Source organism: Cloacibacterium sp. Arc13 (genome assembly GCF_041431305.1).
GTDB classification, from domain to species: Bacteria; Bacteroidota; Bacteroidia; order Flavobacteriales; family Weeksellaceae; genus Cloacibacterium; species Cloacibacterium caeni_B.
The window spans coordinates 254,675-279,217 of sequence record NZ_JASMRM010000001.1 but is presented as its reverse complement, the minus strand read 5'-3'; the positions used below and the strand labels follow the sequence as shown (position 1 = coordinate 279,217).

General features: G+C 31.4%; 18 protein-coding genes. 14 read left to right on the top strand and 4 right to left on the bottom strand.

Annotated features, from left to right (window positions below):
- Positions 1–3: 3 nt before the first annotated feature.
- From QO190_RS01360 to QO190_RS01350, 3 genes are all read right to left on the bottom strand, one after another.
- Positions 4–1,401, bottom strand: a complete 1,398-nt coding sequence (locus tag QO190_RS01360) for a glycoside hydrolase family 30 beta sandwich domain-containing protein (RefSeq protein WP_371460920.1) — start codon at positions 1,399–1,401, stop codon at positions 4–6.
- A gap of 111 nt (positions 1,402–1,512) precedes the next feature.
- The gene (locus QO190_RS01355; RefSeq protein ID WP_371460918.1) at positions 1,513–2,964 is read right to left on the bottom strand and encodes a RagB/SusD family nutrient uptake outer membrane protein; all 1,452 of its coding nucleotides are present in this window, start codon (positions 2,962–2,964) and stop codon (positions 1,513–1,515) included.
- A gap of 19 nt (positions 2,965–2,983) precedes the next feature.
- Entirely contained in the window at positions 2,984–5,776 is a 2,793-nt protein-coding gene (locus tag QO190_RS01350) for a SusC/RagA family TonB-linked outer membrane protein (protein ID WP_371481233.1), read from the bottom strand.
- A gap of 192 nt (positions 5,777–5,968) precedes the next feature.
- Between QO190_RS01350 and QO190_RS01345 the strand changes: the two genes are divergently transcribed.
- From QO190_RS01345 to QO190_RS01290, 12 genes are all read left to right on the top strand, one after another.
- Positions 5,969–7,192, top strand: coding sequence for a sugar MFS transporter (locus tag QO190_RS01345; RefSeq protein WP_371460914.1), 1,224 nt, complete (start codon positions 5,969–5,971; stop codon positions 7,190–7,192).
- A complete protein-coding gene (locus QO190_RS01340; protein ID WP_371460912.1) occupies positions 7,182–7,925 on the top strand; it encodes an NUDIX domain-containing protein in 744 nt (247 codons plus the stop codon). Before QO190_RS01345 ends, QO190_RS01340 begins: the two co-directional genes overlap by 11 nt.
- 50 nt (positions 7,926–7,975) lie before the next feature.
- The gene (locus tag QO190_RS01335; protein WP_371460910.1) at positions 7,976–8,992 is read left to right on the top strand and encodes a type I restriction enzyme HsdR N-terminal domain-containing protein; all 1,017 of its coding nucleotides are present in this window, start codon (positions 7,976–7,978) and stop codon (positions 8,990–8,992) included.
- Positions 8,993–9,268: 276 nt separating this feature from the next.
- Positions 9,269–10,492, top strand: a complete 1,224-nt coding sequence (locus QO190_RS01330) for a phage integrase SAM-like domain-containing protein (protein ID WP_371460908.1) — start codon at positions 9,269–9,271, stop codon at positions 10,490–10,492.
- 293 nt (positions 10,493–10,785) lie between these two features.
- Complete coding sequence (locus QO190_RS01325) at positions 10,786–11,064, top strand: helix-turn-helix domain-containing protein (RefSeq protein ID WP_116100112.1); 279 nt, start codon at positions 10,786–10,788, stop codon at positions 11,062–11,064.
- A gap of 61 nt (positions 11,065–11,125) precedes the next feature.
- A complete protein-coding gene (locus QO190_RS01320) occupies positions 11,126–12,364 on the top strand; it encodes a primase-helicase family protein (RefSeq protein WP_371460905.1) in 1,239 nt (412 codons plus the stop codon).
- 222 nt (positions 12,365–12,586) lie between these two features.
- Positions 12,587–13,522, top strand: a complete 936-nt coding sequence (locus tag QO190_RS01315; protein ID WP_313027003.1) for a toprim domain-containing protein — start codon at positions 12,587–12,589, stop codon at positions 13,520–13,522.
- Between the two features lie 256 nt (positions 13,523–13,778).
- The gene (locus QO190_RS01310) at positions 13,779–14,942 is read left to right on the top strand and encodes a hypothetical protein (RefSeq protein WP_371460903.1); all 1,164 of its coding nucleotides are present in this window, start codon (positions 13,779–13,781) and stop codon (positions 14,940–14,942) included.
- A 111-nt stretch (positions 14,943–15,053) separates the two neighbouring features.
- Positions 15,054–16,613 (top strand): type I restriction-modification system subunit M, encoded by a 1,560-nt coding sequence (locus QO190_RS01305; RefSeq protein WP_371460901.1) that lies wholly within the window; start codon positions 15,054–15,056, stop codon positions 16,611–16,613.
- Between the two features lie 6 nt (positions 16,614–16,619).
- Positions 16,620–17,369 carry a DUF3800 domain-containing protein gene (locus tag QO190_RS01300; protein ID WP_371460899.1) on the top strand — a complete coding sequence of 250 codons (750 nt, stop codon included), beginning with the start codon at positions 16,620–16,622 and terminating at the stop codon, positions 17,367–17,369.
- Positions 17,366–17,851 (top strand): hypothetical protein, encoded by a 486-nt coding sequence (locus tag QO190_RS01295; protein WP_371460897.1) that lies wholly within the window; start codon positions 17,366–17,368, stop codon positions 17,849–17,851. Before QO190_RS01300 ends, QO190_RS01295 begins: the two co-directional genes overlap by 4 nt.
- A 138-nt stretch (positions 17,852–17,989) precedes the next feature.
- Positions 17,990–19,153, top strand: a complete 1,164-nt coding sequence (locus QO190_RS01290) for a restriction endonuclease subunit S (protein WP_371460896.1) — start codon at positions 17,990–17,992, stop codon at positions 19,151–19,153.
- A gap of 4 nt (positions 19,154–19,157) precedes the next feature.
- On the opposite strand, the gene QO190_RS01285 is transcribed toward QO190_RS01290, so the two are convergent.
- Complete coding sequence (locus QO190_RS01285) at positions 19,158–20,408, bottom strand: restriction endonuclease subunit S (protein ID WP_371481231.1); 1,251 nt, start codon at positions 20,406–20,408, stop codon at positions 19,158–19,160.
- Between the two features lie 128 nt (positions 20,409–20,536).
- Between QO190_RS01285 and QO190_RS01280 the strand changes: the two genes are divergently transcribed.
- Both QO190_RS01280 and QO190_RS01275 read left to right on the top strand, forming a co-directional pair.
- A complete protein-coding gene (locus QO190_RS01280) occupies positions 20,537–21,460 on the top strand; it encodes a tyrosine-type recombinase/integrase (protein WP_371460894.1) in 924 nt (307 codons plus the stop codon).
- A gap of 89 nt (positions 21,461–21,549) precedes the next feature.
- Positions 21,550–24,420, top strand: coding sequence for a type I restriction endonuclease subunit R (locus QO190_RS01275; protein WP_371460892.1), 2,871 nt, complete (start codon positions 21,550–21,552; stop codon positions 24,418–24,420).
- The last annotated feature ends 123 nt before the right edge of the window (positions 24,421–24,543 follow it).

Genomic DNA, 24,543 nt, shown 5'->3' with positions numbered 1-24,543 from the left:
TTTTTAAAAAGTGTAGGTAGCCACTGAATTAGATGGCAATGATGCTGCTACAGATTTACCATCAAAGGTAATATTAAAATTTTCAACTTCTGCTCCTTCGTTTAAAACGATTAAAGCTATTTTGCCTTCTGGCGTTTTAAAAGCTACTGTACTTAAATTTCCTACTTGTGTAGAACCTATTCTTTGTGAATTTTGAGGTACAAATTTAGAAGCGTGAGCTATGATGTAATACGCTACATTTTTAGTGTAAGATTCAGCAGAATTGATCGTGATCGCTCCTTTACATTGAGTACATCCTCCTGGAGTAAAAGGTTGGAATTGTGCGTCATTTGCTAAATTCCATTCTAATGCAATTTTGCTCCAATTTCTCATCGTTCCTATGATTACATTTTTGGTATGCCAAATGAAGTCTCCCGCAAAAGTTCCTGTAGAACCCGTCCATTGTTCTGTGAAATACAGATTTTTATTTGGAAATGCGTTCTTTACAACACCAAGAGCTGAAACATCTCCTGCATAAAGGTGAAACGCTGATCCGTCTACATATTGTGCAGCTTCTGGGTCTTGGAGAATTGTAATAGGATATTCTGGTTTATCGCAATTATGGTCGTACAATACTATTTTTGTAGCAATATTGGCTGCTCTAAAAGCTGGACCTAAATTGTTTTTTATGAAATCTCTTTGTTGTTCTGCAGTCATATACATACTTGGGTTATTCCCAGGATGTAGTGGTTCGTTTTGAGGAGTAATGGCATCAATGGTGATTCCATTTTTCTTCATTTCCTGAATATATTTCACGAAATATTCTGCATAAACTTGATAGTATTCTGTTTTTAAACTTCCTCCTATGCTATTTCCGTTATCCTTCATCCAAACAGGTGGTGACCAAGGTGCGCCAATAATTTTAATATCTGGATTAATGGCTAAAATTTCTTTTAACATATCAATCACTGGTTGGTCCTTAGCTAAGCTGAATTCGCTCAGGTCTTCGTCTGTTTGACCTGCGGGAACATCATCATAAGAAAAGACAGAACTGTTAAGGTCTGATGCACCAATGCTTAATCTAAGATAACTTACACCTATGGATTGTTCTGATTTTCCGAAAATATCTTGAAGAAGTTCTTTTTTCTTCGCTGGAGATAATTGATTGATTACTTCTACGCTTCCTCCGGTAAGAGTATACCCAAAACCATCTACGGTTTGGAATTTTTCTGAAGGATTGATGAGAATATTTTGGAAATTATTTTGTGGATTATCAAAAATAAGATTGTTTTGTTTTTGAAGTTTTAAAGTTTCATCAGCATTAGTTTGCCAATATTCTATTATTTGTGGAGCTTCTATTTTTGTAAAAGAATTACATGAGATAAGAGAAGCTATAGAGCCTAAAACTAAGGCGGGGATCATTTTTTTTAGAACCATAACATTTATTTTTAATATTCAAAAAAACTGCTGCACGATAATATGCGCAGCAATTTTTTTAGAATAAGGTTATATAAATTCTAATTTGATATAAGATTAATAACCAGCGTTTTGAGTTAAATTAGGATTATTATCAATCTGAGATTGAGGAATAGGCCATAATAAACGATTTTGATTAATATTTTTTGCAAAACTTATAACATTTCCATTTCCATCTTTTCTATTGCTAAGAATTTCTACAGCTTTGCCAGTTCTCTTAAGATCAAACCAACGTTCTCCTTCAAAAGCAAGTTCTAATTTTCTTTCTTTTAAGATTTTATTAATACCATCTTCTTTACTAGAAATAGTGATATCTGGCAAATTAACTCTTGTTCTTACTTGGTTCACCAAAGCTGCAGCACCAGTATAATCTCCTAAATTTACTTTTGCTTCTGCTCTAATTAACAGCAAATCTGCATATCTGGCAACATAAAAATTTTGATTACCATCTGTTAATCTCATTTTGTTCATGAAAGGATAATGGCTACTTGGCCAATAGTTATCCGCCCAACCTACATTATCAAAAGTTACAGAAGATTGCTTTCTAATAACATCTCCCTCATCATCAAAAGATTTTACAACATCATTAGAAGGTGTATTAAATTTTTTCCAATCATTTCCCACAAACATGAAAGTTCCCCAAGCCCAAACGTTTCCACCGTTTCCATTTGCTTCAAAAATAGATTCTGCATTTGCTTCATGAGATCCATCAAACAAGTGATCATAAGTAGGAACTAAGCTATAGCCTAGAGTCATTAATTGATCCGTATAAGAAACTACTTTAGTATAATCAGGAGATGGTTTAGTTGCATTTACTTTTGCTAATAATGCCAATGCAAAACCTTTGTTGGCTTTGAATTTATTTGATGCACTTGGTGCACTAGCTAGAGCTCCTTCTAAATCTGTAATAATTTGAGTGTATATTTCAGCGGTTGTTGCTCTTTTAGGATATACTTGGCTGTATACTTCTTCAAAGTTTTCTGAATTCACTCCTATAACTGCTTTAGTAACTAAAGGAACATCTCCCCATAATTGTACCGCATGAAAATAATATAAAGCTCTTAAAATAGCCGCTTCAGACTTCATTTCATTTTTTCTTGCACTAGTCAGTGCAGGATCTGCAATGTTATCTACATAATTTAAAACTTTATTACAGTTATTGATAAAACCGTAAAGATATTTCCAATCTCTTGCTACGTTTGTATTTGTTGCGATGATACGGTATTCACCTTGTTGCATGTTTTGTGGATTGTCACCTCCTGTATATGCAGTATCTGCTTGAGCATCTCCATTAAAAAAGTAATCTAATTGCCAATACTCATTTCCAAAATCCGAATATAATGCAGTCATTAAGTCTTCTGCTTCGGAAGCTTTAGTATATGGTGTATCAGAAAGAGGAACTGCTCTATCTGTAATAGGCTCGGTATCTAAATAATCTGAGCAAGATACTGTACTAGCAGTCAGCATTGAGCCTAATAATATATAAAAAAATGTTTTATTAAGTTTCATAATCGTGATGATGTGTTAATTAAAAATTAGCTTTAAGACCTAAAATAACAGTTCTTACTTGTGGGTATGTTCCATAGTCTATACCAAACACTCCATTTGTAGTATTAAAAGCATTAACTTCTGGATCAAATCCTGTATAGTCAGTCCAAGTGTATAAATTTTGTCCAGTTAAATAAACATTTAGTTTACTCACTCCTTTGAAAGGATTATTGAAATTATAACCTAAGGTTACATTTTTAAGTTTTACAAATGATCCATCTTCTACGAAACGGTCAGAAATATACATTGCGGTAGAGGTATTTGCTTTAGGAATGTTTGTAATTTGACCAGCTGTAGTCCATCTATCAAGAACTACTGTAGATTGGTTTTTGAAATCATTCATTAACTCTAAATCAAATCTTGTTGCATTGTAAACATCATTTCCTTGAGAAGCAGTAACTAATACATCTAAATACCAATTTTTATATTTAAAGTTATTAGTAAATCCTAAAGTGTAGTCTGGAGTTGGATTTCCAATGAAAGTTCTATCACCTGTATCAAAATATCCATTACCGTTAAGGTCTTTGTAAAGAACATCACCAGTCGTAGGGTCTACCTTATCAAATTGATAACCAAAGAAAGAACTTATTGGCTGTTCTGCAGAAAATCTTACTAAATAGCCTCCAACGGTTTCTATAAATGCCTTATCAATTGTAGGCATGTAATTCATGCTAAGTACTTTGTTTTTACTAAATGAAATATTTAATCCGCTATTCCATGAAAAATCCTCTCTTTTGAAGTTAACTGTATTTATACTAAATTCTACTCCTTTATTTTCCATAGAACCCACGTTTTTAAGGATATTCCCTAAACTACCCATTCCAATTGGTAAAATTAAATCATCTGTCTTTCTTTGATATACATCAGCAGTTAACTTAATTCTGTTGTTCATTAATCCTAAGTCTACCCCAAAGTTGGTATCCGTAGTTACTTCCCATCCTAAATCACTGCTATCCCACTGATGGGTATACCAAGTTCCATTAGGACCAAGTTCTGTAAGACGCTCTAAGTTAAAGTGTGAGTAAGTAGGAATTCCAGAAGCGTTACCTGTTTTACCCCAGCCTCCTCTTAATTTTAACTCAGAAATAGTGGGATTATCTTTTAGGAAGTTCTCATTAGATATAGTCCAAGCAGCAGATACACCTGGGAAGAATCCCCATTTGTTTCCAGGAGCTAATGCAGAACTACCATTATATCTAAATACTCCCATGATGGTATATTTATTTTCAAAAGTATAAATTGCTCTACCAAAATAAGAAACTTCTCTTAATTGTTCTTTTTGCAAAACTTCATGTTGATAGGTTGCTAAATCATAATTAAAATCTGTAGTTCCAGCTGGGAAAACATTTCCTGTATAATTATGATTTTCTGTATTTCTTTCGTGAATTTGTAAACCTGCTAATAAATCTAAATCATGAGCCTCATGTTTCAGTTTATAGTTTAAAGTGTTTTCTATATTAAGATCTTTATATAGATAGTTATATTCACCTCCTAAACCTTTCTCTTGTCTTCCGTATACTGAGGAATAGTTATCAATAAATTGGTCGTTTACACTATCTATTATGTCATAAGAAACTTGTGGTTTCCATGTTAAATTTTTAGCTAATGTAACTTCTAATCCTAAATTACTTAAAAAACGCTGAGTATTAGTAAGATTCTTTCTTGATTGGAAAGCTACCGGGTTTTCCCAGCCTGATTGGAATGGGTTCGGTGCAAACTGCCCTGGCTTATAACCATCTTTTACCTCTCCAGTTGTTTGATCATATACTGTAGCGTCTGAATTAATAAAATTTACTTGGCTACCATAAATTGGTAAAAACTCAGGGGTATTTAATGTACTTAATACCACACCTCCTCTTGCAACACCTGCATTATCATTAGTATTATTAAGTTTAGTGTTGATGTAATTTAAACTTGCATTTAATTTAAGCCATTTAGCAATATTTGCATCTAGATTAACTTTTGCTGAAACCCTATCAAACTGGGCTGGTTCTATAATTCCTGCAATACCTTGATATCCTAAAGCCGTATAAGCTCTAACTTTATCATTTCCAAATGAATAATTTACGTTATAATTTTGATCAAATCCTGTTCTGAAAATTTCGTCTCTCCAATTAGTATTAATTCCCTGATAACGAGGGTTATTGATCGTATTTAAGAAAGCTGGATTAATTTCATTCATCAATGCTTTATATTGATCCATATTTAATACATCAATATTATCTACAGATTTAGAAACTCCCCAGTAAGCATTAAAATTTAATTGAGGTTTACCCCCTTTACCTCTTTTAGTAGTCACAATAACTACACCTCCAGAGCCATTAATACCATAAATTGCTGTAGAGGTTGCATCTTTTAAAATCGTCATACTTACAATATCATCAGTATTGAGTCCACTGATATCAAAAGTCTGAATACCATCTACTACGTACAAAGGATTTACACCAGAAGAAATAGAATTATTACCTCTAATTTTCACATCAATTGAAACGCCTGGCTTACCAGAAGCTTGCACTACAGTAACACCAGCTACACTTCCTTGTAATGCTTGACCAACATTATAAATTGGTCTATTATCAAAAGCATCTGATTTAAGTGTAGAAATAGCACTTGTTAGGTTTTGTTTTTTAATACCACCATAACCAATCAAAACCACCTCATCTATTTTCTTCTCTTTTATAGCTGAAGAATCGCTTTTAATTTGAGCCTGAAAACTTGAGGTAAAATAAAGAACTGCTATCAGTCCTAACCCTTTTTTAATATTCATGTTCATAATATATTTTTTTATCTCATTTTGAGACAATAAATTTAAATGAATTTAGTTAAGAAAAAAATAATTTCTTAATAATTTTAATTTTTCGTTTATTTGAGATACTTTTGGAGTGGTCAAAATCCCTTTTTAGGAGTAAAACCTCTTATTTTTTCAAAAATATTTTAACTAAAAATAGCGTCAACTTTTAACATTATGTTAATAAACAAGAAAAATAAATCACTTAATGTTAACTTAATGTTAAGTTTCATAGTCTTTTCTATGCTCCTTAATTCTATGAGCATTATCATATTACAACTTTCCCAAAATGCTCAGCATACTTATACAGGATTAGGCATTTTAGAATTTTTCAAGGATATTCCCATAGCTTTAGTTTCTATTTTTTTGGTAGATTATATTAAAAAAAAGAGTTACTACCTTTCATTAGCATTTGCATTATTTATTTGTACCGTCTGCAGTTTTAGTATTCCCTTTTTAACTGAATTTTGGTTTTTAAAAATATGGTTCATTCTTATCGGAATTTCATTTTCTATAGGCAAAATCTGTGTGTTTAGCATCATCAAAAACACAACAGAAACTGAAAAAGAATTCTCTATCACCATGAGCCGAACAGAAGCTGCTTTTATGCTCGGAATTTTCATTGTGAACATGGAGTTTGCACTTATTCTAAGTAGTGATTATCAAGAATTTTGGAGATTTGGATTTTGGTTGGTAGGATTTATTTCGTTGTGGACAGGCATACAAATTATAAGACATCACCACACTCATAAAAATACTGAACCCATTCCCGTAAAAAAATCAAAAATCGACTTTACAATTTTACTGAACAAAAGTTCTTTACTGTTTTTGGTTATTATATCACTCATTATTTTTGCAGAACAAATATTCAACTCGTGGCTTCCCACTTTTTATAAAAAATCCCTCAATTCTTCTTCTTTTTTTGCGCTACAATCTTCTGCATTACTGGCGTTCTTCTCCTTTTTAGGGAGAATAATCGCTTCTAAACTCATTCATAGATTTAGCCCCATGAAAATCTTTTACACCAGCTTAATTTCTGGGATTATTCTCATCAGCTCAGCATTTTTTATAGGGCAAGAAAGCGATTTAAAAATAAAGATATTAATGTTTATTTTTCCACTGATTGGCTTTTTTATTGCGCCACTTTATCCTATGCTAAACTCTAAGTTCCTAGGCAACTACCCCGAGAAAAAAATAAGCAGAATGGTTTCCTTCATCATTTTGTTCACTTCTTTAGGCGGTTCTATAGGCTCAATAAGCACTGCATATATTTTTCAAAAAAATTTAGCAAATTATTACTTGTTATTTGCTTCAATTCCATTAATTTTGATACTGATACTTTCTTCTTTATTTTCCATCAAAGAAAGAATGTCTATAAATAAAAATGATCATGAAACTTGACGACTCTAAAAATAAGATGACCCTACAAGAATTGATTGATACCAAAAACTTTATTAATCAATTATCTGTAGACTGTGCAATCTTTGGCTTTCACGACAATTCTTTAAAAATTTTATTGCTTAAATATCACGAACTCAATCTTTGGGCGGTTCCTGGAGGTTTCATCTTCGAAGATGAACATCTAGACGATGCTGCACACAGAATTTTATATGAAAGAACTCATTTAGAAGACGTTTATTTGCAACAGTTCTACGCATTTGGTGGAATAGACAGAACCGAAAAAAACAATCCGCACCGTCAATTATTAGCTAACAAAGGAATAGAAACAGATAAAGACCACTGGATTAATAAAAGATTTGTAACTGTAGGCTATTATGCATTGATAGACTACACCTTATCTCATACCTTCCCAGATGCGTTCAATGAAACTTGCGCTTGGTTTGATGTACATGACCTCCCTGAAATGGCTTTTGATCATAAAGAAATCATTGATAAAGGCATAGAGCACCTTAGAAAAACGCTAGATTATGACATTGTAGGAAGCAACCTGCTACCAGAAAAATTCACCATGAAAGATTTGCAAAATCTGTATGAAGCCATCTTGGGAGAAAAATTCAGAAGAAACAACTTTCAGCGTAAAATGCTCAGCTTAAATATTTTAGATAGACACGAAAAACTTTTTAGCGGCTCTGCAAATAAGGCACCTTATCTTTATTCTTTTAAGAAAAAATAAATTGAGAGATTTTTTTTCTTAATTTTATAGACTTCTTAAAAAAACTAATTATGCCTGTAAACAAACAAATTGTAAATGCAATAAGGAAGTCTTTATCAAAATTTGATTTCTCAAAATTGGAAGAAAAATGTACTAATGAAGCTCAAACAAGATTTAACTTAATAGAACCACTATTAGAAATTCTTGGTTACAGCAGAATTGATGACATGACCACAGAAATTAATGCTGGTTGGGGAAAGAAAAATGACAAAGCTGATATAGGATTAATTATTAATGGTAAAATACCAGAAATAATTATAGAATGTAAAAAATTCGGAAAAAGGCTAACAGACAAAGAAGCTTCACAATTAAACAACTATTTCATCAATACCAAAAATACGAAATGTGGTATTTTAACAAACGGTATAGAATGGAGAATATACTTTCCTAATGATTCTACTAAGGAAGATAAACTTTACGAAGTACCATATTTAGTTCTTGATTTTAATAACATAAATGATGAATTATTAGAAACACTTTCTAAATTCCATAAAAACAACATTGACATCAAAGAGCTCTATAACGAGGCTCAAGACTTTTATTTCCTAGAAGGCTTTTCAGATGCTTTAGCGCATGAACTTTCTGACCCTTCTGATGATTTTGTAAAAGCCATCTTTAATAGAATGGAAGGCAAAAGAATGACAGACCAGATTAAGTCAAAACTAAAAAACCTCATCAATTCTACTACAATTCAAAATGCTTTGCCTTTTATCCTCGAAAATGAAGCTAAAAATGGCAACATAATTATTACAACTTTTGAAGAGTTAAAAATATATCATGCCATTAAAACTACAATCTTAAATTCTTTAAAAAAGATTGATGCAGAAAGAATTTCTTACAGAGATCAAAAAAATAGTTTTAATATACTTGTAGATGATAATAACAAGAAATTAATCGCTAAAATAACAAGTCAAAAGAATAAATATTTTATCGAAATTAATGGTGTAAAATATGATTGTAACGGCATAGAGAGTGTAGTTGCACTGAAAAAACCTCTTATTGAAATCGCACAACAACTTCTTGCATAAATACAATTAGGTTTAATTCAATTAAAAAAATAAATTTTTCAAAATATTATAAAATAAAAAAGCCTTCTCAAAAGAGAAGGCTTCTTAATGTACCCCAGACGGGACTACCACAATACTTTTCTCAATTTTTCTTGTTTTTAATCCGTTTGTATTCAGTATCTTTGAATTATAAAGGAAAATAAAACTATGGTTTTTTTGAAATTTAGTCGGTTTAATTTCAAATTTAGCCACCCTTTTAGCCACCCTTTATTTACGTTTATTAAATTTAATTTCACAATGAAGATAGTTTTTGAATTAAGAAAAGAAAAAATAGCTCAAAATGGTTTAATTCCAATTCAACTCGTTGTAAGACACGACGGAAAAAGAATAAGAAAAAACACAGGTCTTTCTGTATTAGAAAGTCATTGGAATGGACATAGAGTTAAACCCAACCTTAAAAAAGAACCTAACAACAATTATGAAATAATAAATAATGAGTTACAACTAATTGAAGAAAAAATAAACAAGTTATTTCTTTTTTTAAAGGGTAATGATATTCCTTTTTCAGTCGAAAAATTCAATGAAATATTTGAAAAAAAAGAAGAACCTTCAGATAATAAATTTGATTTCTTTTCTTGCTTTGAAGAATACATTGAAAAAGGAAAACTAACAAAAACACCAAATACAATTAAGGGACAAAACACAATAAAAAACTATTTGGAATTCTTTTGTAAAGAAAATGGATTTTCGCTTTCATTTCACAATATTGACGATGCTTTTTTTGAACAATTGAGAGACTATTCTTATGAAACCAAAAAAATGAAACAAAATTATTTCGCTAAAGTAATTAAGGTTTTAAAGTCATTTTTAAATTGGGCAACTGAAAAAGGATATAACACGAATCGAGCGTTTGAAAAATTCAGAGCAACTGAACACGATATTGATATTGTTTATCTTTCATTTGATGAGCTGATAAAACTCTATGAAAAAGACTTTGATAATGATAGATTATCTCAAGTCCGAGACTTCTATTGTATGGGATGTTTTACAGGATTAAGATTTTCTGATTTGTCGAAATTACATTTAGCTAATATTTCTGACGACCATATCATTCTTTCTATTCAGAAAACTAAAACCCAAAATCACGCCATTAAACTCAATAAATATGCAAAAGCTATTTTGGAAAAATACAAAGGAACAATCTATGAACCTTTACCTATAATTTCATCACAAAAATTTAATGAATACATCAAGGAATGTTGCGAATTGGCAGAAATCACACAACCATTTACTATTCATTGGTTTGTTGGCAACAAGAAAAAGTCTTTAACTCAACCAAAATGCAAGTTTATTACAAGTCACACCGCAAGAAAAACATTCATAACCAATTCCCTGCTTTTGGGAATGGAACCTAAAGCCATTAAGAAGATTGCAAACATCAAAAAAGATGCAGTTTTGGACAAATATATGAAAGTGACGGAAGCATTTACAGACGAACAAATGAATAAAGCGTGGGGATAAATTGATTAGAAGTTCTCGTTTTGTTAAATCCAGTAAAAGGATTTTTAAACGAAATACAACATCCTTTATTTTTGAATCAAGTAAAAAACGTTAAACTTTGTTAAAACAGAAGCGTTTTAGTTAAATTTTGTTAAAATTAATGGTTTATTAAAAGTCTAATCTGGATTAATTAAGATTAATCTGGACTAATTTAGATTAAATTAGACCATTTTGGGTGATTCGCAAGTATTTGATTTTCAGACATTAAGTTGATATTATTGCATTTTAATTTAAACTAATTAAAATACAATAAAATGTCAGTACAACTTTTTTCACATTCCAAAGCAGATTTGGAAAAAGCGGTTGAAATTATTCTAAAAAAAGCAACCGACTTCACATTACCCGTTAAAAAAGCAGAAGAACAACCCGAAGATTTAATTTCTCAAATCGAAGCCACAAAATTTCTGCACATTTCTGTTCCAACAATTATTGACTGGCGGAAAAATAAGAGTCTGCCTCATTACAATTTTAATGGGCGATACTACTATTCTAAAAAGGAACTTTTGGAATACGGAAAAAACCGAAGAATGTAACCTCTGTTCGAGCATTACAATTTCTATTGTTTAACAATTTCGTATTAAAATCATTCTTAAAATGAACAAAAAAATTCCCTATTTACGAGTAGGCACAACATACTACAAAACCATAGAAAAACCATTAATTTCAGGTGATAAAATTTCCATTTTGTTTCGATGGAATCGGGAAACCATTATCAGCGACTGTGGAAAAAATTATCTTTCACAAATTCCAAAATACGATGGCTTTTGTTGTATTCCAAGTCATCTGAATTATGAAAAAATAATCGAAGGGTTTTACAATATGTACAATGAAATCCCACATCAACCAATTGAAGAAAGCTTAAATTCCGATGCACTAAAAGAAAAAATTAAGTTTTCTCTGAATTTTATGGAACATATTTTCGGCGAACAATTGGAGTTAGGATTAGATTACATAAAAATATTGCTTGAGAAACCCACACAAATGCTTCCGATTCTATGTTTGGTAAGCAAGGAGCGTTCTACAGGAAAATCCACTTTTATCAAATGGCTAAAATCCATTTTCGGGTTGAATATGACTTACATTAAAGGAGATTCCTTTAACAGTCAATTTAATTCAGATTGGGCGTCAATGCTCATTGTAGCTATTGATGAGGTGTTTTTCGACAAAAAAGAGATTACTGAGCGCCTTAAGTACCTTTCCACAACAGATAAAGATAAGAAAGAAGCGAAAGGAAAAGATCGTGAGGAAGTTGAATTTTTTGGAAAATTCATTCTTTGTTCCAACAATGAAGACAATTTTATTCAGATTGATGAAGAAGAAATTCGGTTCTGGATTATCAAAGTTAAATCTATAAAAACAGAGAATACTGAATTCCTTCAAAACCTAATTAAAGAAATTCCCTATTTCCTTCGCTATCTGATTCAAAGATCGTTCTGTAGCCAGAAACAAACCCGAATGTGGTTTACTGATTCTGAGATAAGAACAAAGGCGTTACAAAAATTGGTTTGGAAAAACAATAACAAACTTGAATCAAAAATTATTGAGCTCTTGTATGAGTTTTTTGAGAGTACCGAAGAAAATGAAATCCAAGTCATTCCGCAGGATATTTTCAATATGCTCGGAAGAATGTTCAGAAACCATTATTGGACTGTAAACGACATCCGAAAGCTTCTAAAAGAAAGATGGAAACTTGAACCACAAAATAACTCTTTGGCTTACATCAAATATGACATTGATTATTCAGGAAGTTTTTATCAATCGAATAAAACTGGACGCTATTTCACGATTAAAAAAGATTTTATCCTTCAAAAATTTGATGAAATGATGAATTAATTGATAATGAAAACAAAATCAATGGTTTATATCTCATCAAAACTCTCATCAAAATATAAAACCTTGATTTTTGATGAGAAACTGATGAGCAAAAAATTTGAAGTTTGATGAGATGATGAGTCTTTGATGAGAATGTAATCTTTTAAAATACAGCAACATATACGGCTATCTCATCAATTCATCAAAATATTTGCGAAAATTAAACCCTAACATTTTTCATCTATGAACTGCAAACAATTCAACTCTGTAAAGTTGGAAGAAATCCTTGTTTCACTCGGACACCATCCAACAAAACAAAATGAAAAAGAAGCTTGGTTTCTCAATCCTTTTTACACAGAAACACAAGCCTCTTTTAAAATTAATAAAAATCTGAATTATTGGTATTTACACTCCGAAGGAATTGGCGGAAACAATGTCGATTTTATGAAAAAATATCTAAACGAATCAGTAAAAGAAGTTTTAGAATGGGCAGAAAAGCAAAATTTTTCTTCTTTTCAACAGCAGAATGTTATTCATTCAATAAATTCAAAACCAAATTATCAAATCACCGAAATCAAAAAACTCCAAAACGAACATCTTAAAAGCTATCTTCATCAAAGAGGACTTTCAAAAGTAGTATATCCGTTAGTTAAAGAAATTCATTTTACCATTGGAGAAAAGAAACTCTACGCTATAGGTTTTGAAAATTTTTCTGGAGGTTGGGAACTTAGAAATTCATTTTACAAAGGTTCATTACAGAAGAAAGACATTTCGCTCATTAATCTGAATAATCAGACAGAAAATAAAAATGTAGCCGTTTTTGAAGGCTTTACCGATGCTTTATCTTTTGTTGAAATGAAGCCGTTTTTCAATGGTGATTTGTTGGTGATGAATTCTATTTCATTGTTGAATAGAACAAAAGAATATTTAAAAAACTACTCCGAAATCAACTTGTTTTTAGACAATGACAAAGCAGGAGAAACTTGTAAAAATTCAATTCTGAAATCTTTTCCCGAAGCCAAAAATCATTCTGAAATTTATGCTCTTCATAAAGATTTGAACGACTATTTACAATTCAAAAACAACACTGAAATCGAAAAAAAACAGCAGATAGACTTGAAATCAAAACAAGAACAAGAGGAAAGTGAAATATATCAAACTTACAAAAGAAAACGCTGATTATGTGGGTTACCTATTTTTATCAACTATCGGCGAAAGTTAGGAGCTCATTCGCAACTTTGAAGGTCGATACTCTCCCAACAAAGTTTCTTCTTCGCTCTGCGAGGCTTTAACCTGAGTAAAATAAATACAGGTGCCTTTTTTCAGAAATTACAAAAATAATAAATCGTCATTTTATAGCCTGGTTAAAAAAGAATCAAGATGTAAAGTAACTGAGTAAAAAAGATACAGGTAGAATTTTTATCTAATTAAAAAAATGAAGACATCAATTAACTTCAAAGCCGTAAAATCTGATTCTGAAATTCATAATTTCAGAAAAAAATCATTTGACTATATCCGCAAAGATTTAACTCATAAAAATGAATATTGGATGGAACAAAAGATTGCGGATCGACTGTTAAAAATAGAAGCTTTTTGTAAAGAAAAATCTGGAAGAAAATTACAGAAAAATGCAATGCCAGTTCGAGAAGCGGTAGTTGTCATTAAAGAAAATACAACGATGCAGGATTTGCATAACCTATCAAAAAGATTGGAAGAAGAACTTAAAATCCGAATTTTTCAAATTGCCATACACAAAGATGAAGGGCATTATGATAAAGACACCAAAGAGTGGAAACCAAATTATCACGCTCATTTGGTCGCAGATTGGCAAGATTTGCAAACTGGTAAAACCTTAAAACATCAATCTTTTCATTATTCCAAAATGCAAGATTTGGCAGCAGAATGTTTAGAAATGGAAAGAGGAATTTCAGGCTCGTTAGCCAGACTGGAAGCGGTAGAATTTAAAATCAAGAAAAGAGAAGAAGATTTGAAAATTTTGGAGGAACGATACAATGAAATAAAAACTGAATTGGAATCTAAAAAATCTGAAGATTTAATTGTAAAAGAATCCGATTTTTTTGGTTTTCAGAAAATAAAAAAGGACAAAACCATTGAAAACTACAAAAAGGCAATCAAAACAAAATCCATTCAACTTCTTAAAAATAAAACAGAATTGGAATCCAAAGAAAAACAAATTGTAGAACTCAAAACCAACATTGAAAGTCTTAAAAAAGAGGTTTCCATCTTCAAAAGCAAAAATTCCGCTCTGTTAACCAATGAAACTATTTTTGCTGTTGAAAAGAAAAAATATCTGGAATCAATAGTTAATGTGATTAAGAGAACCATTGAAAATGAACGTTTGAAAGTATCTTTTTATGACCGCTTAAAATCTAATAATTTCAAAATTTCTGATGAAGTTGCTAGGATTTGTGAAAAAATAGCACAGGAAAATAATATTCCAGATTCTGCGTTTGTGGAGATTTTTAAAGATTCAAATAAAACTGCTTATATTTTTAATTTGTTGACTGTTAGAAAATATACAGTAAACCAAAATGAGGATATTAGAGAATATGTTAAAAATAAAAGATTGGGACAATAATGATTTATTCTAATTATTAGATTTTTTTAAGTAATGTACTAAGTCAAAAAATTAGTATTTTAGCCAAACTTTAGGCTTATAAATCCTTAATTTAACTAACGCTCATCACAAATGTCAGAAGAACAAAAGAAAATACTAGAACAACAGCTCTGGAATATTGCCAATACACTACGTGGAAAAATGAACGCCGATGAATTCCGAGATTATATTTTAGGATTCATTTTTTATAAATATTTGGCTGAAAAAATGGAAATTTTCGCCAATTCCATTTTAAAAGAAGATAAAATCCAATTCAGAGAAATAAAAGAAGATACCGTAGAAGGTTCAGCATACATTGATGCGATTAGAGAAGAAGCATTGGAAACCTTAGGATACTTTCTAAAACCTTCTGAACTTTTTAGCGAAATAGCCAAACGTGGAAATAGTGATTCCAACACATTTATTCTAGAAGATTTACAAAAAATATTGACCAATATTCAGTTGAGTACAATGGGAACGCAAAGCGAAGAAGATTTTGATAATCTTTTTGAAGATATGGATCTCAACAGTACCAAACTGGGCAAAACAGCCGATGCAAGAAACGAAATTATTGTAAAGGTTTTATTACATTTGGATGAAATTGATTTTCAACTCAATGATACCGAATTAGATGTTTTAGGCGATGCTTACGAGTATTTAATTGGTCAGTTTGCAAGCGGAGCAGGAAAAAAAGCAGGCGAGTTTTATACGCCTCAGGAAGTTTCTAAAATTTTGGCAAAAATTGTTACTACAGGTAAGAATAGGTTGAAATCGGTTTACGATCCCACTTGTGGATCAGGATCGTTGTTATTGAGGGTTGCAAGAGAAGTAAAAGATGTAAGCAATTTTTACGGACAAGAAATGAACCGCACCACGTACAATCTTGCCCGAATGAATATGATTCTTCACGGCGTACATTATCTTCAGTTTGATATTAAGCAAGAAGATACGTTGGAACATCCACAGCATTTGAACGATATGCCTTTTGAAGCCATTGTAGCTAATCCTCCTTTTTCGGCGAATTGGAGCGCGAATCCTTTATTTTTAAATGATGACCGTTTTAGTCAGTACGGAAAATTAGCTCCTTCTAGTAAAGCCGATTTTGCTTTCGTTCAGCATATGATTTATCATTTGGCAGAAAACGGAACAATGGCTATTGTGTTACCACACGGTGTGCTTTTTCGTGGTGCAGCCGAATTGCATATTCGTAAATATTTGATTGAACAGAAAAATTATTTAGATGCCGTAATTGGCTTACCTGCCAATATTTTCTACGGAACCAGCATTCCTACTTGTATTTTGGTGTTTAAAAAATGTAAGGAAGATCCTGAACACATTTTGTTTATTGATGCCAGCAAGGAATTTGAAAAGGTGAAAAACCAAAATATGCTCCGGGAAGACCACATCAATAAAATTGTAGAAACCTATCGCAACAGAACAGTTATTGAAAAATACAGTCATTTGGCAACCTTACAAGAAGTGGCAGATAATGATTACAATCTTAACATCCCTCGTTATGTAGATACTTTTGAAGCCGAAGAAGAAATTGACATTCAAGCGGTAATGCAGAAAATAAAATCTTTGGAAACAAAACGTGCAGATCTGGACAAAGAGATTGATGTATATTTTAAAGAATTAGGACTTGTTTTTTAAATTTTTATGATGAAGCCAACGATCAATATATATTGTGACGAAAGTTGTCATTTGCAAAATGACAAAGAACCTGTAATGGTTATCGGTGCGGTTTATTGCCCAATCGAAAAGAAGGAAGAAATTTTTGAGCGATTATATAGCTTTAAAGTTAAGCACAATCTTATTCCTAAAAATAAAAAGAATGACAAAGACAATCGTCCCTATTATGAATTAAAATGGAACAAAGTCTCTAAATCAAAAATTGAGTACTACAAAGATGTAATTAATTATTTTTTTGATGATGATGATTTACAGTTTCGGGTGCTTGTAGTTTCTAATAAATCTGCAATAGATTATGAAAAGTTCAATCATACACACGATACATTTTACTATAAAATGTATTTTGGAATGTTGAAAGCTATCTTGAATCCTGAAAACTCACATCATATTTACATTGATATTAAAGATACCAAGAGCAAGGAAAAAGTTCACAAACTAGAACAAGTTTTAAGGAATGATAAATATGATTATTCTAAGGAAATCATTAAAAAAGTACAGCAGGTAAGATCTCACGAAGTAGAAATTTTGCAATTGGCAGATTTGTTAGTGGGAGCTACCGCTTATGTGAATAGAGGATTAGCAAACAGTAAAGCAAAAAATGAATTAATCAATCTCATTAAACACCGTTCTAAATATTCCTTAACAAAATCTACTTTGCTAAAAGAGAGAAAGTTCAATGTTTTTATTTGGGAACCACAAAAACCTTATTTTGTATGAGTTTAGTATTTCCCGAATTAATACCATTTAGTGATTTTGGTGGTGATTTCACGTCATATTTTGAAGCAGTTTATTTGGTTTTTCATAATGATTTTATTAAAACTCAACCCAATTATGAAGGGCTAAAAGTAGCTGTAAGAAAATATCCTGAAGTGGACGGAATGCATCGTACATTTTACCATATTACCCACGAAGGACAAGACGAAGCTAATAGACAACCAGATTTTAGAAGAATGGAACGTATCCGTTTTCCAAAGTTTGTTATAGAAAACTTTGAACACGAAGAAATCCTCATCTGGAAAAACGTAAGAGGTAAAGACGAACGTATTGTTTTGTTTAATGAAACCGAAAATTATATTGTGATTTTAACCGACAGAGGAGAATATTATATGTTCATAACGGCTTACTATATTGAAACAGAACATAGAAAAAGAAAGCTATTAAAAGAATACGAAGCGTATATAAAAGCCAAAACCGCTTAGCGGAACTAAACGGCTTCTTATACTCCTTTAACACTTACAACCAATAAAGGAATGGTTACTGAGCTTTTGCAAAGATACACATTAAAAATAAAAAAGCAAATAGATTAAATCCTTAATGCTGAAAAAGAAGATAATAGTATGACCGATATACAAAAAGAAAATAAAAGTGGTGGTAAAGTTCCAAATTTGAGATTCCCTGAATTCACGGAGCAATGGGAAAGTAAGCCGCTGAGAGAAGTTGTGAAAATTAACCAAGGGCTACAAATAGCAATATCTGAAAGATCTACTGAGAATAAAACAGGTTCATATTTCTATATAACTAATGAATTTTTAAAAGCAGGTTCTGGAAAAAAATACTATATATTAAATCCTCCACAATCTGTGATATGTAATGAAAAAGACATATTAATGACTAGAACAGGAAATACTGGACAAGTTGTTACTAATGTATCAGGCGCTTTTCATAATAACTTTTTCAAAGTAGCATATCCAGAATACATTGATAAGATTTTTTTGTATAACTTTTTGAAATTAAACAAAACACAAAATCAAATACTTCGATTTGCAGGAACATCAACAATTCCTGATTTAAATCATTCAGATTTTTACAGAATAATAATTTCATTTCCTTCAAATAAAGAACAACAAAAAATCGCTTCATTTCTTTCACTCATAGACGAACGCATTACAACCCAAAACAAAATAATTAACGATTTAAAAACTCTAAAAATAGCCACTGCCAAAAAAATATTTTCAGGAGAATTGAGGTTTAAAGATGATAATGGAAATGATTTTTCGGAATGGGAGGATAAAAAACTAGGTGATATTTCAATCAAAAAATCATCAAATATTTCAGCAAATACACTAGAAGAAAATCAGGGTAATTTTAAAATTTATGGAGCAAATGGATTATTAAAAGAGATAGACTTTTATAGAGAAGAAAAGCCTTATATTGCTATTGTTAAAGATGGGGCTGGAGTTGGAAGGCTTCTATTGTGTGAGGGAAAATCCTCTGTCTTGGGAACATTGGATATTATCAAAAATAAAGAACAAACTGACTTGCTATTTTTATACTATCTCTTGGAGACTATTGATTTTACAAAGTTCACCACAGGAAGTACCATTCCACACATCTATTTTAAAGATTACTCTAAAGAAATAATTGGTTTACCCTCATTTCCCGAACAAACCAAAATCGCCAATTTCCTTTCCTCTATTGACTCAAAAATTGATATTGAAAACCAACTTTTGCAAAAATTAGAAGCGCAGAAAAAGTATTTGCTGCAAAATATGTTTGTTTAGAATGTTAAACAAACATTTGCTGTAATAGATATTTTTTTTGCGTTTCCAGCTGTTCTAAAATGGTTTTTTCAGTTTGGATTTTTTGGTATAGGGAAGAAAGAAATGCCGAAATTTCTTTTTGTTCTTTTATTGATGGCAATAAAATTTCTAATTTTAAAAGTTCTGTTTTCGACATATTATATCTTGTACTTCCTTGTGCTAACTTTTTTATTTCATTCCGAACGACTTTACTTCTAAATAAAAAACGAGCAAATTCAGGGAGTAATTCCTTAAAGGAATTAAGTCTAAATCCAAAACAAAAACTATTGAGATACACATTTTTCACATCTTCTAACAAAACTGAACTCATCCCAATTTCATCAGGCGTTTCAGAAGAAATTGTAAAAAATATATCCCCATATTTTACACTATTTTGATTTTCATTTTCTGAAACATTTACATATCCACAGTTTTCAATTACGATTTTGGAAGAATCAAAAATTTGCTTGTATTGAATGTACCTTTTTCCATTACCAAAATCTTCTTTTGTTTTTCCAGACAAACCAGTGAAAGTATATCCCAAATCTCCAAGTCTTATTTTTTTCCAATTTTCGAAATTAGAATTAATTCTTATTTTTTGTTCCGATAAAGAATCATTAAGACTTTCAATTAAGGATTTAAGATGTATCAGTATTTTGCTTTGGGTTTGGATGCGTTCGTCAAGTAAAGCCAAAAACGAAGAGATTTTCTTTTGCTCTTCTACAGAAGGAAAAGACAATTCAATTTTGGAAATTCTTCCAACACTAATACTTAAAACTTTTGAGCCTTGAGATTCTTTTTGAATTTGGGTTCTGACAGAATTAGATTTAAACAAATAACCACTAAAACCTAGATGAAAAATATCTTTTTTTGGTCTTGCTAATAAAGTATGCAATCCTGAAAGTAATCTCTCTTCATTAATATTGATAATCTCAATACTTTTACCTACATCATTCAGATCTTCGGAAGCATCTGCAAATATAACATCTCCATTTTTGCAATAATTTTCCTCCGAAATTCTACTAATGTCTATTTCTTCATTAATGAAAGGAACAGATTCATAATTAATATCAAATAAAGTTTGAAATTTAGTATGAATATCTCCGTAATGGATGTTTTTGACTGTTCCATATTCATAATTCAGATTTTCACGAGAAAAAGAATTGGTCACTTTGAAATCCATAACCTCCCCCAACTTCTTCACTTCCCACTCTCCTTCAAACTCAGGGAATCTCAAATTTGGAACACCAAGATTAGAAATCTCTTTTATGAAAATTAAGGAGAATATTATCCGCCGATTGAAATACTAACGCATTTATTTACTTTCTACTTCCTTTGTTCTTTTAAATCTTTAATTCAAAAAAAATGGACAAAAAACAACTCTCAGAAGTCATTTCTTTATGGAAAACAGACAAAAAAAACTATGTGAAAAAATCAACCTTTTCGGCGTATGTGTTACTCATCGAAAATCATTTATTACCCTCTTTTGGCAATCAATACGAAATTCAGGAAGCCGATGTACAAACTTTTGTATTGCAAAAATTAGAAGCTGGTTTAAGCCAAAAAACCATCAAAGACATTTTAATCGTTTTGAAAATGGTGCTGAAATTTGGTGCTAAAAACAAATGGATTGCTTATGAACCTTTCGAAATTCAATATCCTACCATCCGAGAAAGTCAGCAAATAGAAGTGCTTTCAAGAACGCACCAAAAAAAAATAATGAATTACATACAAGAGCATTTTACCTTTCGGAATTTAGGTGTTTTAATCTGTTTGTCTTCAGGAATGCGCATTGGCGAGATATGTGCTTTAACTTGGGAGGACATTGATACCGACAACGGAGTCATCAGCGTGAATCGTACCATTCAACGAATCTATGTGATAGAAGAGGGTACTCGAAAAACAGAACTCATTTTAGACACGCCAAAAACCAAAAATTCCATTCGCGAAATCCCGATGAACCGAGACTTGATTCGATTGATAAAACCCATCAAAAAAATAGTAAATCCCTCATTTTTTGTACTCACCAATGATGCCAAACCTACAGAACCTAGAACGTACAGAAGTTTTTACAAAAACCTAATGCGTTATTTAGAAATCCCCGAAATAAAATTTCACGGATTAAGACACAGTTTCGCCACACGCTGTATTGAAAGTAATTGCGATTACAAAACAGTAAGTGTATTACTCGGACATTCCAACATCAGTACAACTTTAAATTTATATGTTCACCCAAATATGGAACAAAAAAAGAAAGCCATTGAGCAGATGTTTAAGACATTGAGATAAGTTCTAAATTATGAATTGGGAGAATATTTTATTTTACTAAATTTGTAAGTAGTTGAAAAACCATAATAACCTCCTAATTCATAATTATTTTGAGTAAACAATCAGAACATATATTGGAAGAACAACTGTTAATCCAACTTCAAAAAATAGGGTATCAATATGTTTCCATAAAAGATGAAAAAGCTTTATTGGTAAACCTTAAAACACAATTAGAAAAGCACAATCATATCCAATTTACTGACAGTGAATTTGAGAAAGTTCTAAATATTCTCAACAAAGGTTCTGTCTTTGAAAAAGCGAAACTACTAAGAGAAAAGAAACATCATATCATTCGTGATAATGGGGATAATCTGTATTTTGAGTTTTTGAATGTAGAACACTGGTGTCAAAACGAATATCAGGTAACCAACCAGATTACGCAAGAAGGAAAATATGAAAACCGTTACGATGTGACGCTGTTGATTAATGGATTGCCATTGGTTCAAATAGAATTGAAACGTAGAGGATTGGAAATGAAGGAAGCGTTCAATCAAATCAATCGTTATCAAAAGCACAGTTTTGGTGCAGGAAAAGGATTGTTCCATTTTGTACAATTGTTCATTATCAGTAATGGAGTCAACACTAAATATTTCAGCAACTTTGGTTTGCATCCACAAGAATTTTTGCAAACTTTTCATTGGACAGACGAAGAGAATAAACCACTCAACAATCTGTTGGAAGAATTTACTGATGCGTTTTTAGAACCTTGTCACATCAGTAAAATGATTTGTAAATACATTGTGCTGAATGAAACCGCCAAAGCCTTGATGGTACTTCGTCCATACCAATATTATGCGGTAGAAAGCATCATCAAAAAAGTAAAAGAAAACGAAATTCTGAACGGTTATAACATTGATAAGAACGGCTACATTTGGCATACAACGGGAAGTGGAAAAACATTAACTAGCTTCAAAGCCAGCCAGATTTTATCTAAAATTCCCGCCATTAAAAAAGTGGTTTTTGTGGTGGATAGAAAAGATTTGGATTATCAAACCAATCAGGAATATGATAAATTCAGTAAAGGTTCAGTAAGTTCTGCCACCAATACAGAAGATTTAATCAAGAAGTTTAACGACCCGAATGTTCGCATTATTGTTACCACCATTCAGAAACTGAACAACGCTATTTCGGGCAGAAATTTATTGAAAATGAAATCAATTCAGAACGAAAGAATGGTTTTTATTTTTGACGAATGTCATCGTTCGCAATTTGGGGATACGCATAAAAACATTGTCAGTTATTTTACCAATATTCAACTGTTTGGCTTTACAGGAACACCTATTTTAGCAGAAAACGCAAACGGCGAAAAAACCACAGCAAGTTTGTTTGGAAAATGCTTGCATAAATATGTGATTACCGATGCTATTCGAGATGAAAATGTGTTGAAATTTTCGGTAGAATACATTCAAACCTTCAAGCAGAAAGAACAAATTATTGATTTGAAAGTAGAGCAAATCAACGAAACAGAAGTTTTTGAAGCACCTGAACGTAAAGAAGCCATTGTAGATTATATCATTCTACATCACGATCAAAAAACACAAAGCAGAAAATTCTGTGCAATGATGTGTGTGCAAGATATTGATGCGGTGATTCAGTACTATGAAATTTTCAAACGCAAAAAACAAAACGGAGAACATAATTTAAAACTTGCCACCATTTTTAGTTTTGGTCAAAATGAAGACGAAATGGAAGACGCAACTTCTTCTCAACTCGCTATGGTTGCAGAAGACCAAGCAGAATATGGCAATCCAAAGCCACATCGTAGAGAAGTTTTAGAACATTATGTAGAAGATTTTAATGAACTATTTGGAGAAAAACACAACATCAAAGACACCGAAAGCTTTTACAATTATTACAATGCTGTTGCCAAAAAATCGAAGCAAAACGAAACGGATATTTTGTTAGTCGCCAATATGTTTTTGACAGGTTTCGACAGCAAACATCTGAACACATTGTATGTAGATAAAAATTTACAATATCACGGATTGATACAAGCATTCAGTAGAACCAATCGGATTTTAGATAAGAACAAAACACAAGGAAATATCGTTTGTTTCCGAAATTTAAAAGATAAAACAGACGAAGCCATTGCGTTATTCAGCAACAAAGAAGCAATTGATGAAATTATTGTAGAGCCTTATGAAAAATATGTAGAGCAATTTAATGAAGCAGTAGAAAAATTACTAACCATTGTTCCGGAAGTGAAATCGGTGGACGGATTGTTTACCGAAGAAGATCAGTTGCAGTTTATTTTGGCGTTCCGTAACTTAATGCGTTTGCACAAAAAAATGAGCCATTACACCGAATTTACTTGGGAGGATTTGCAAATGGAAGAGCAGCTTTTTGCTGATTATACCAGTAAATATCTTGATCTAAAAGAAAAAATTGGTCCTCATTCTTCACCAGAAAAAACATCAATTCTGAATGATATTGATTTTGAATTGGAACTAATAAGGCGTGATACCATTAATGTAACCTACATTGTTCAGTTATTGATTAATTTGAAGTCAAAACACAGTAAAAAAGACAAAGAAAGTATTGAAAAAGATATTTTCAACTTACTAAACACAGATGTTTCACTAAGAAGCAAAAGAGCGTTAATTGAAAAATTTATTCAAGAAAATTTGCCATATATTGAAGATACAGACACTATATCGGAAGAGTTTGAAAAATTCTGGAGCGTTGAACAAGAAAAAGCACTCAAAGAATTAATCGAAACAGAAAATTTAACGAAAGAAAAAACAGAAAGGTTAATAGAAAACTATCTTTTTACAGAACGAGAGCCCATACGTCAAGAAATTTTGGATTTAAGAAATGAGGGAAGACCAAGTGTTTTACAATCTAAAGAAATCGGAGACAGAATCTTACATAAAATAATCAGTTTTGTAGATACTTTTGTGAATGGAATATCTGGGAATTAAAAACGAATTACTAAAAAAGCCACCCTTTTAGCCACCCCTAAAAAACAAAAACGCTGAAAATCAAATGATTAACAGCGTTTTTTGTACCCCAGACGGTAGGAAAACCCACTACTATAAAATCAT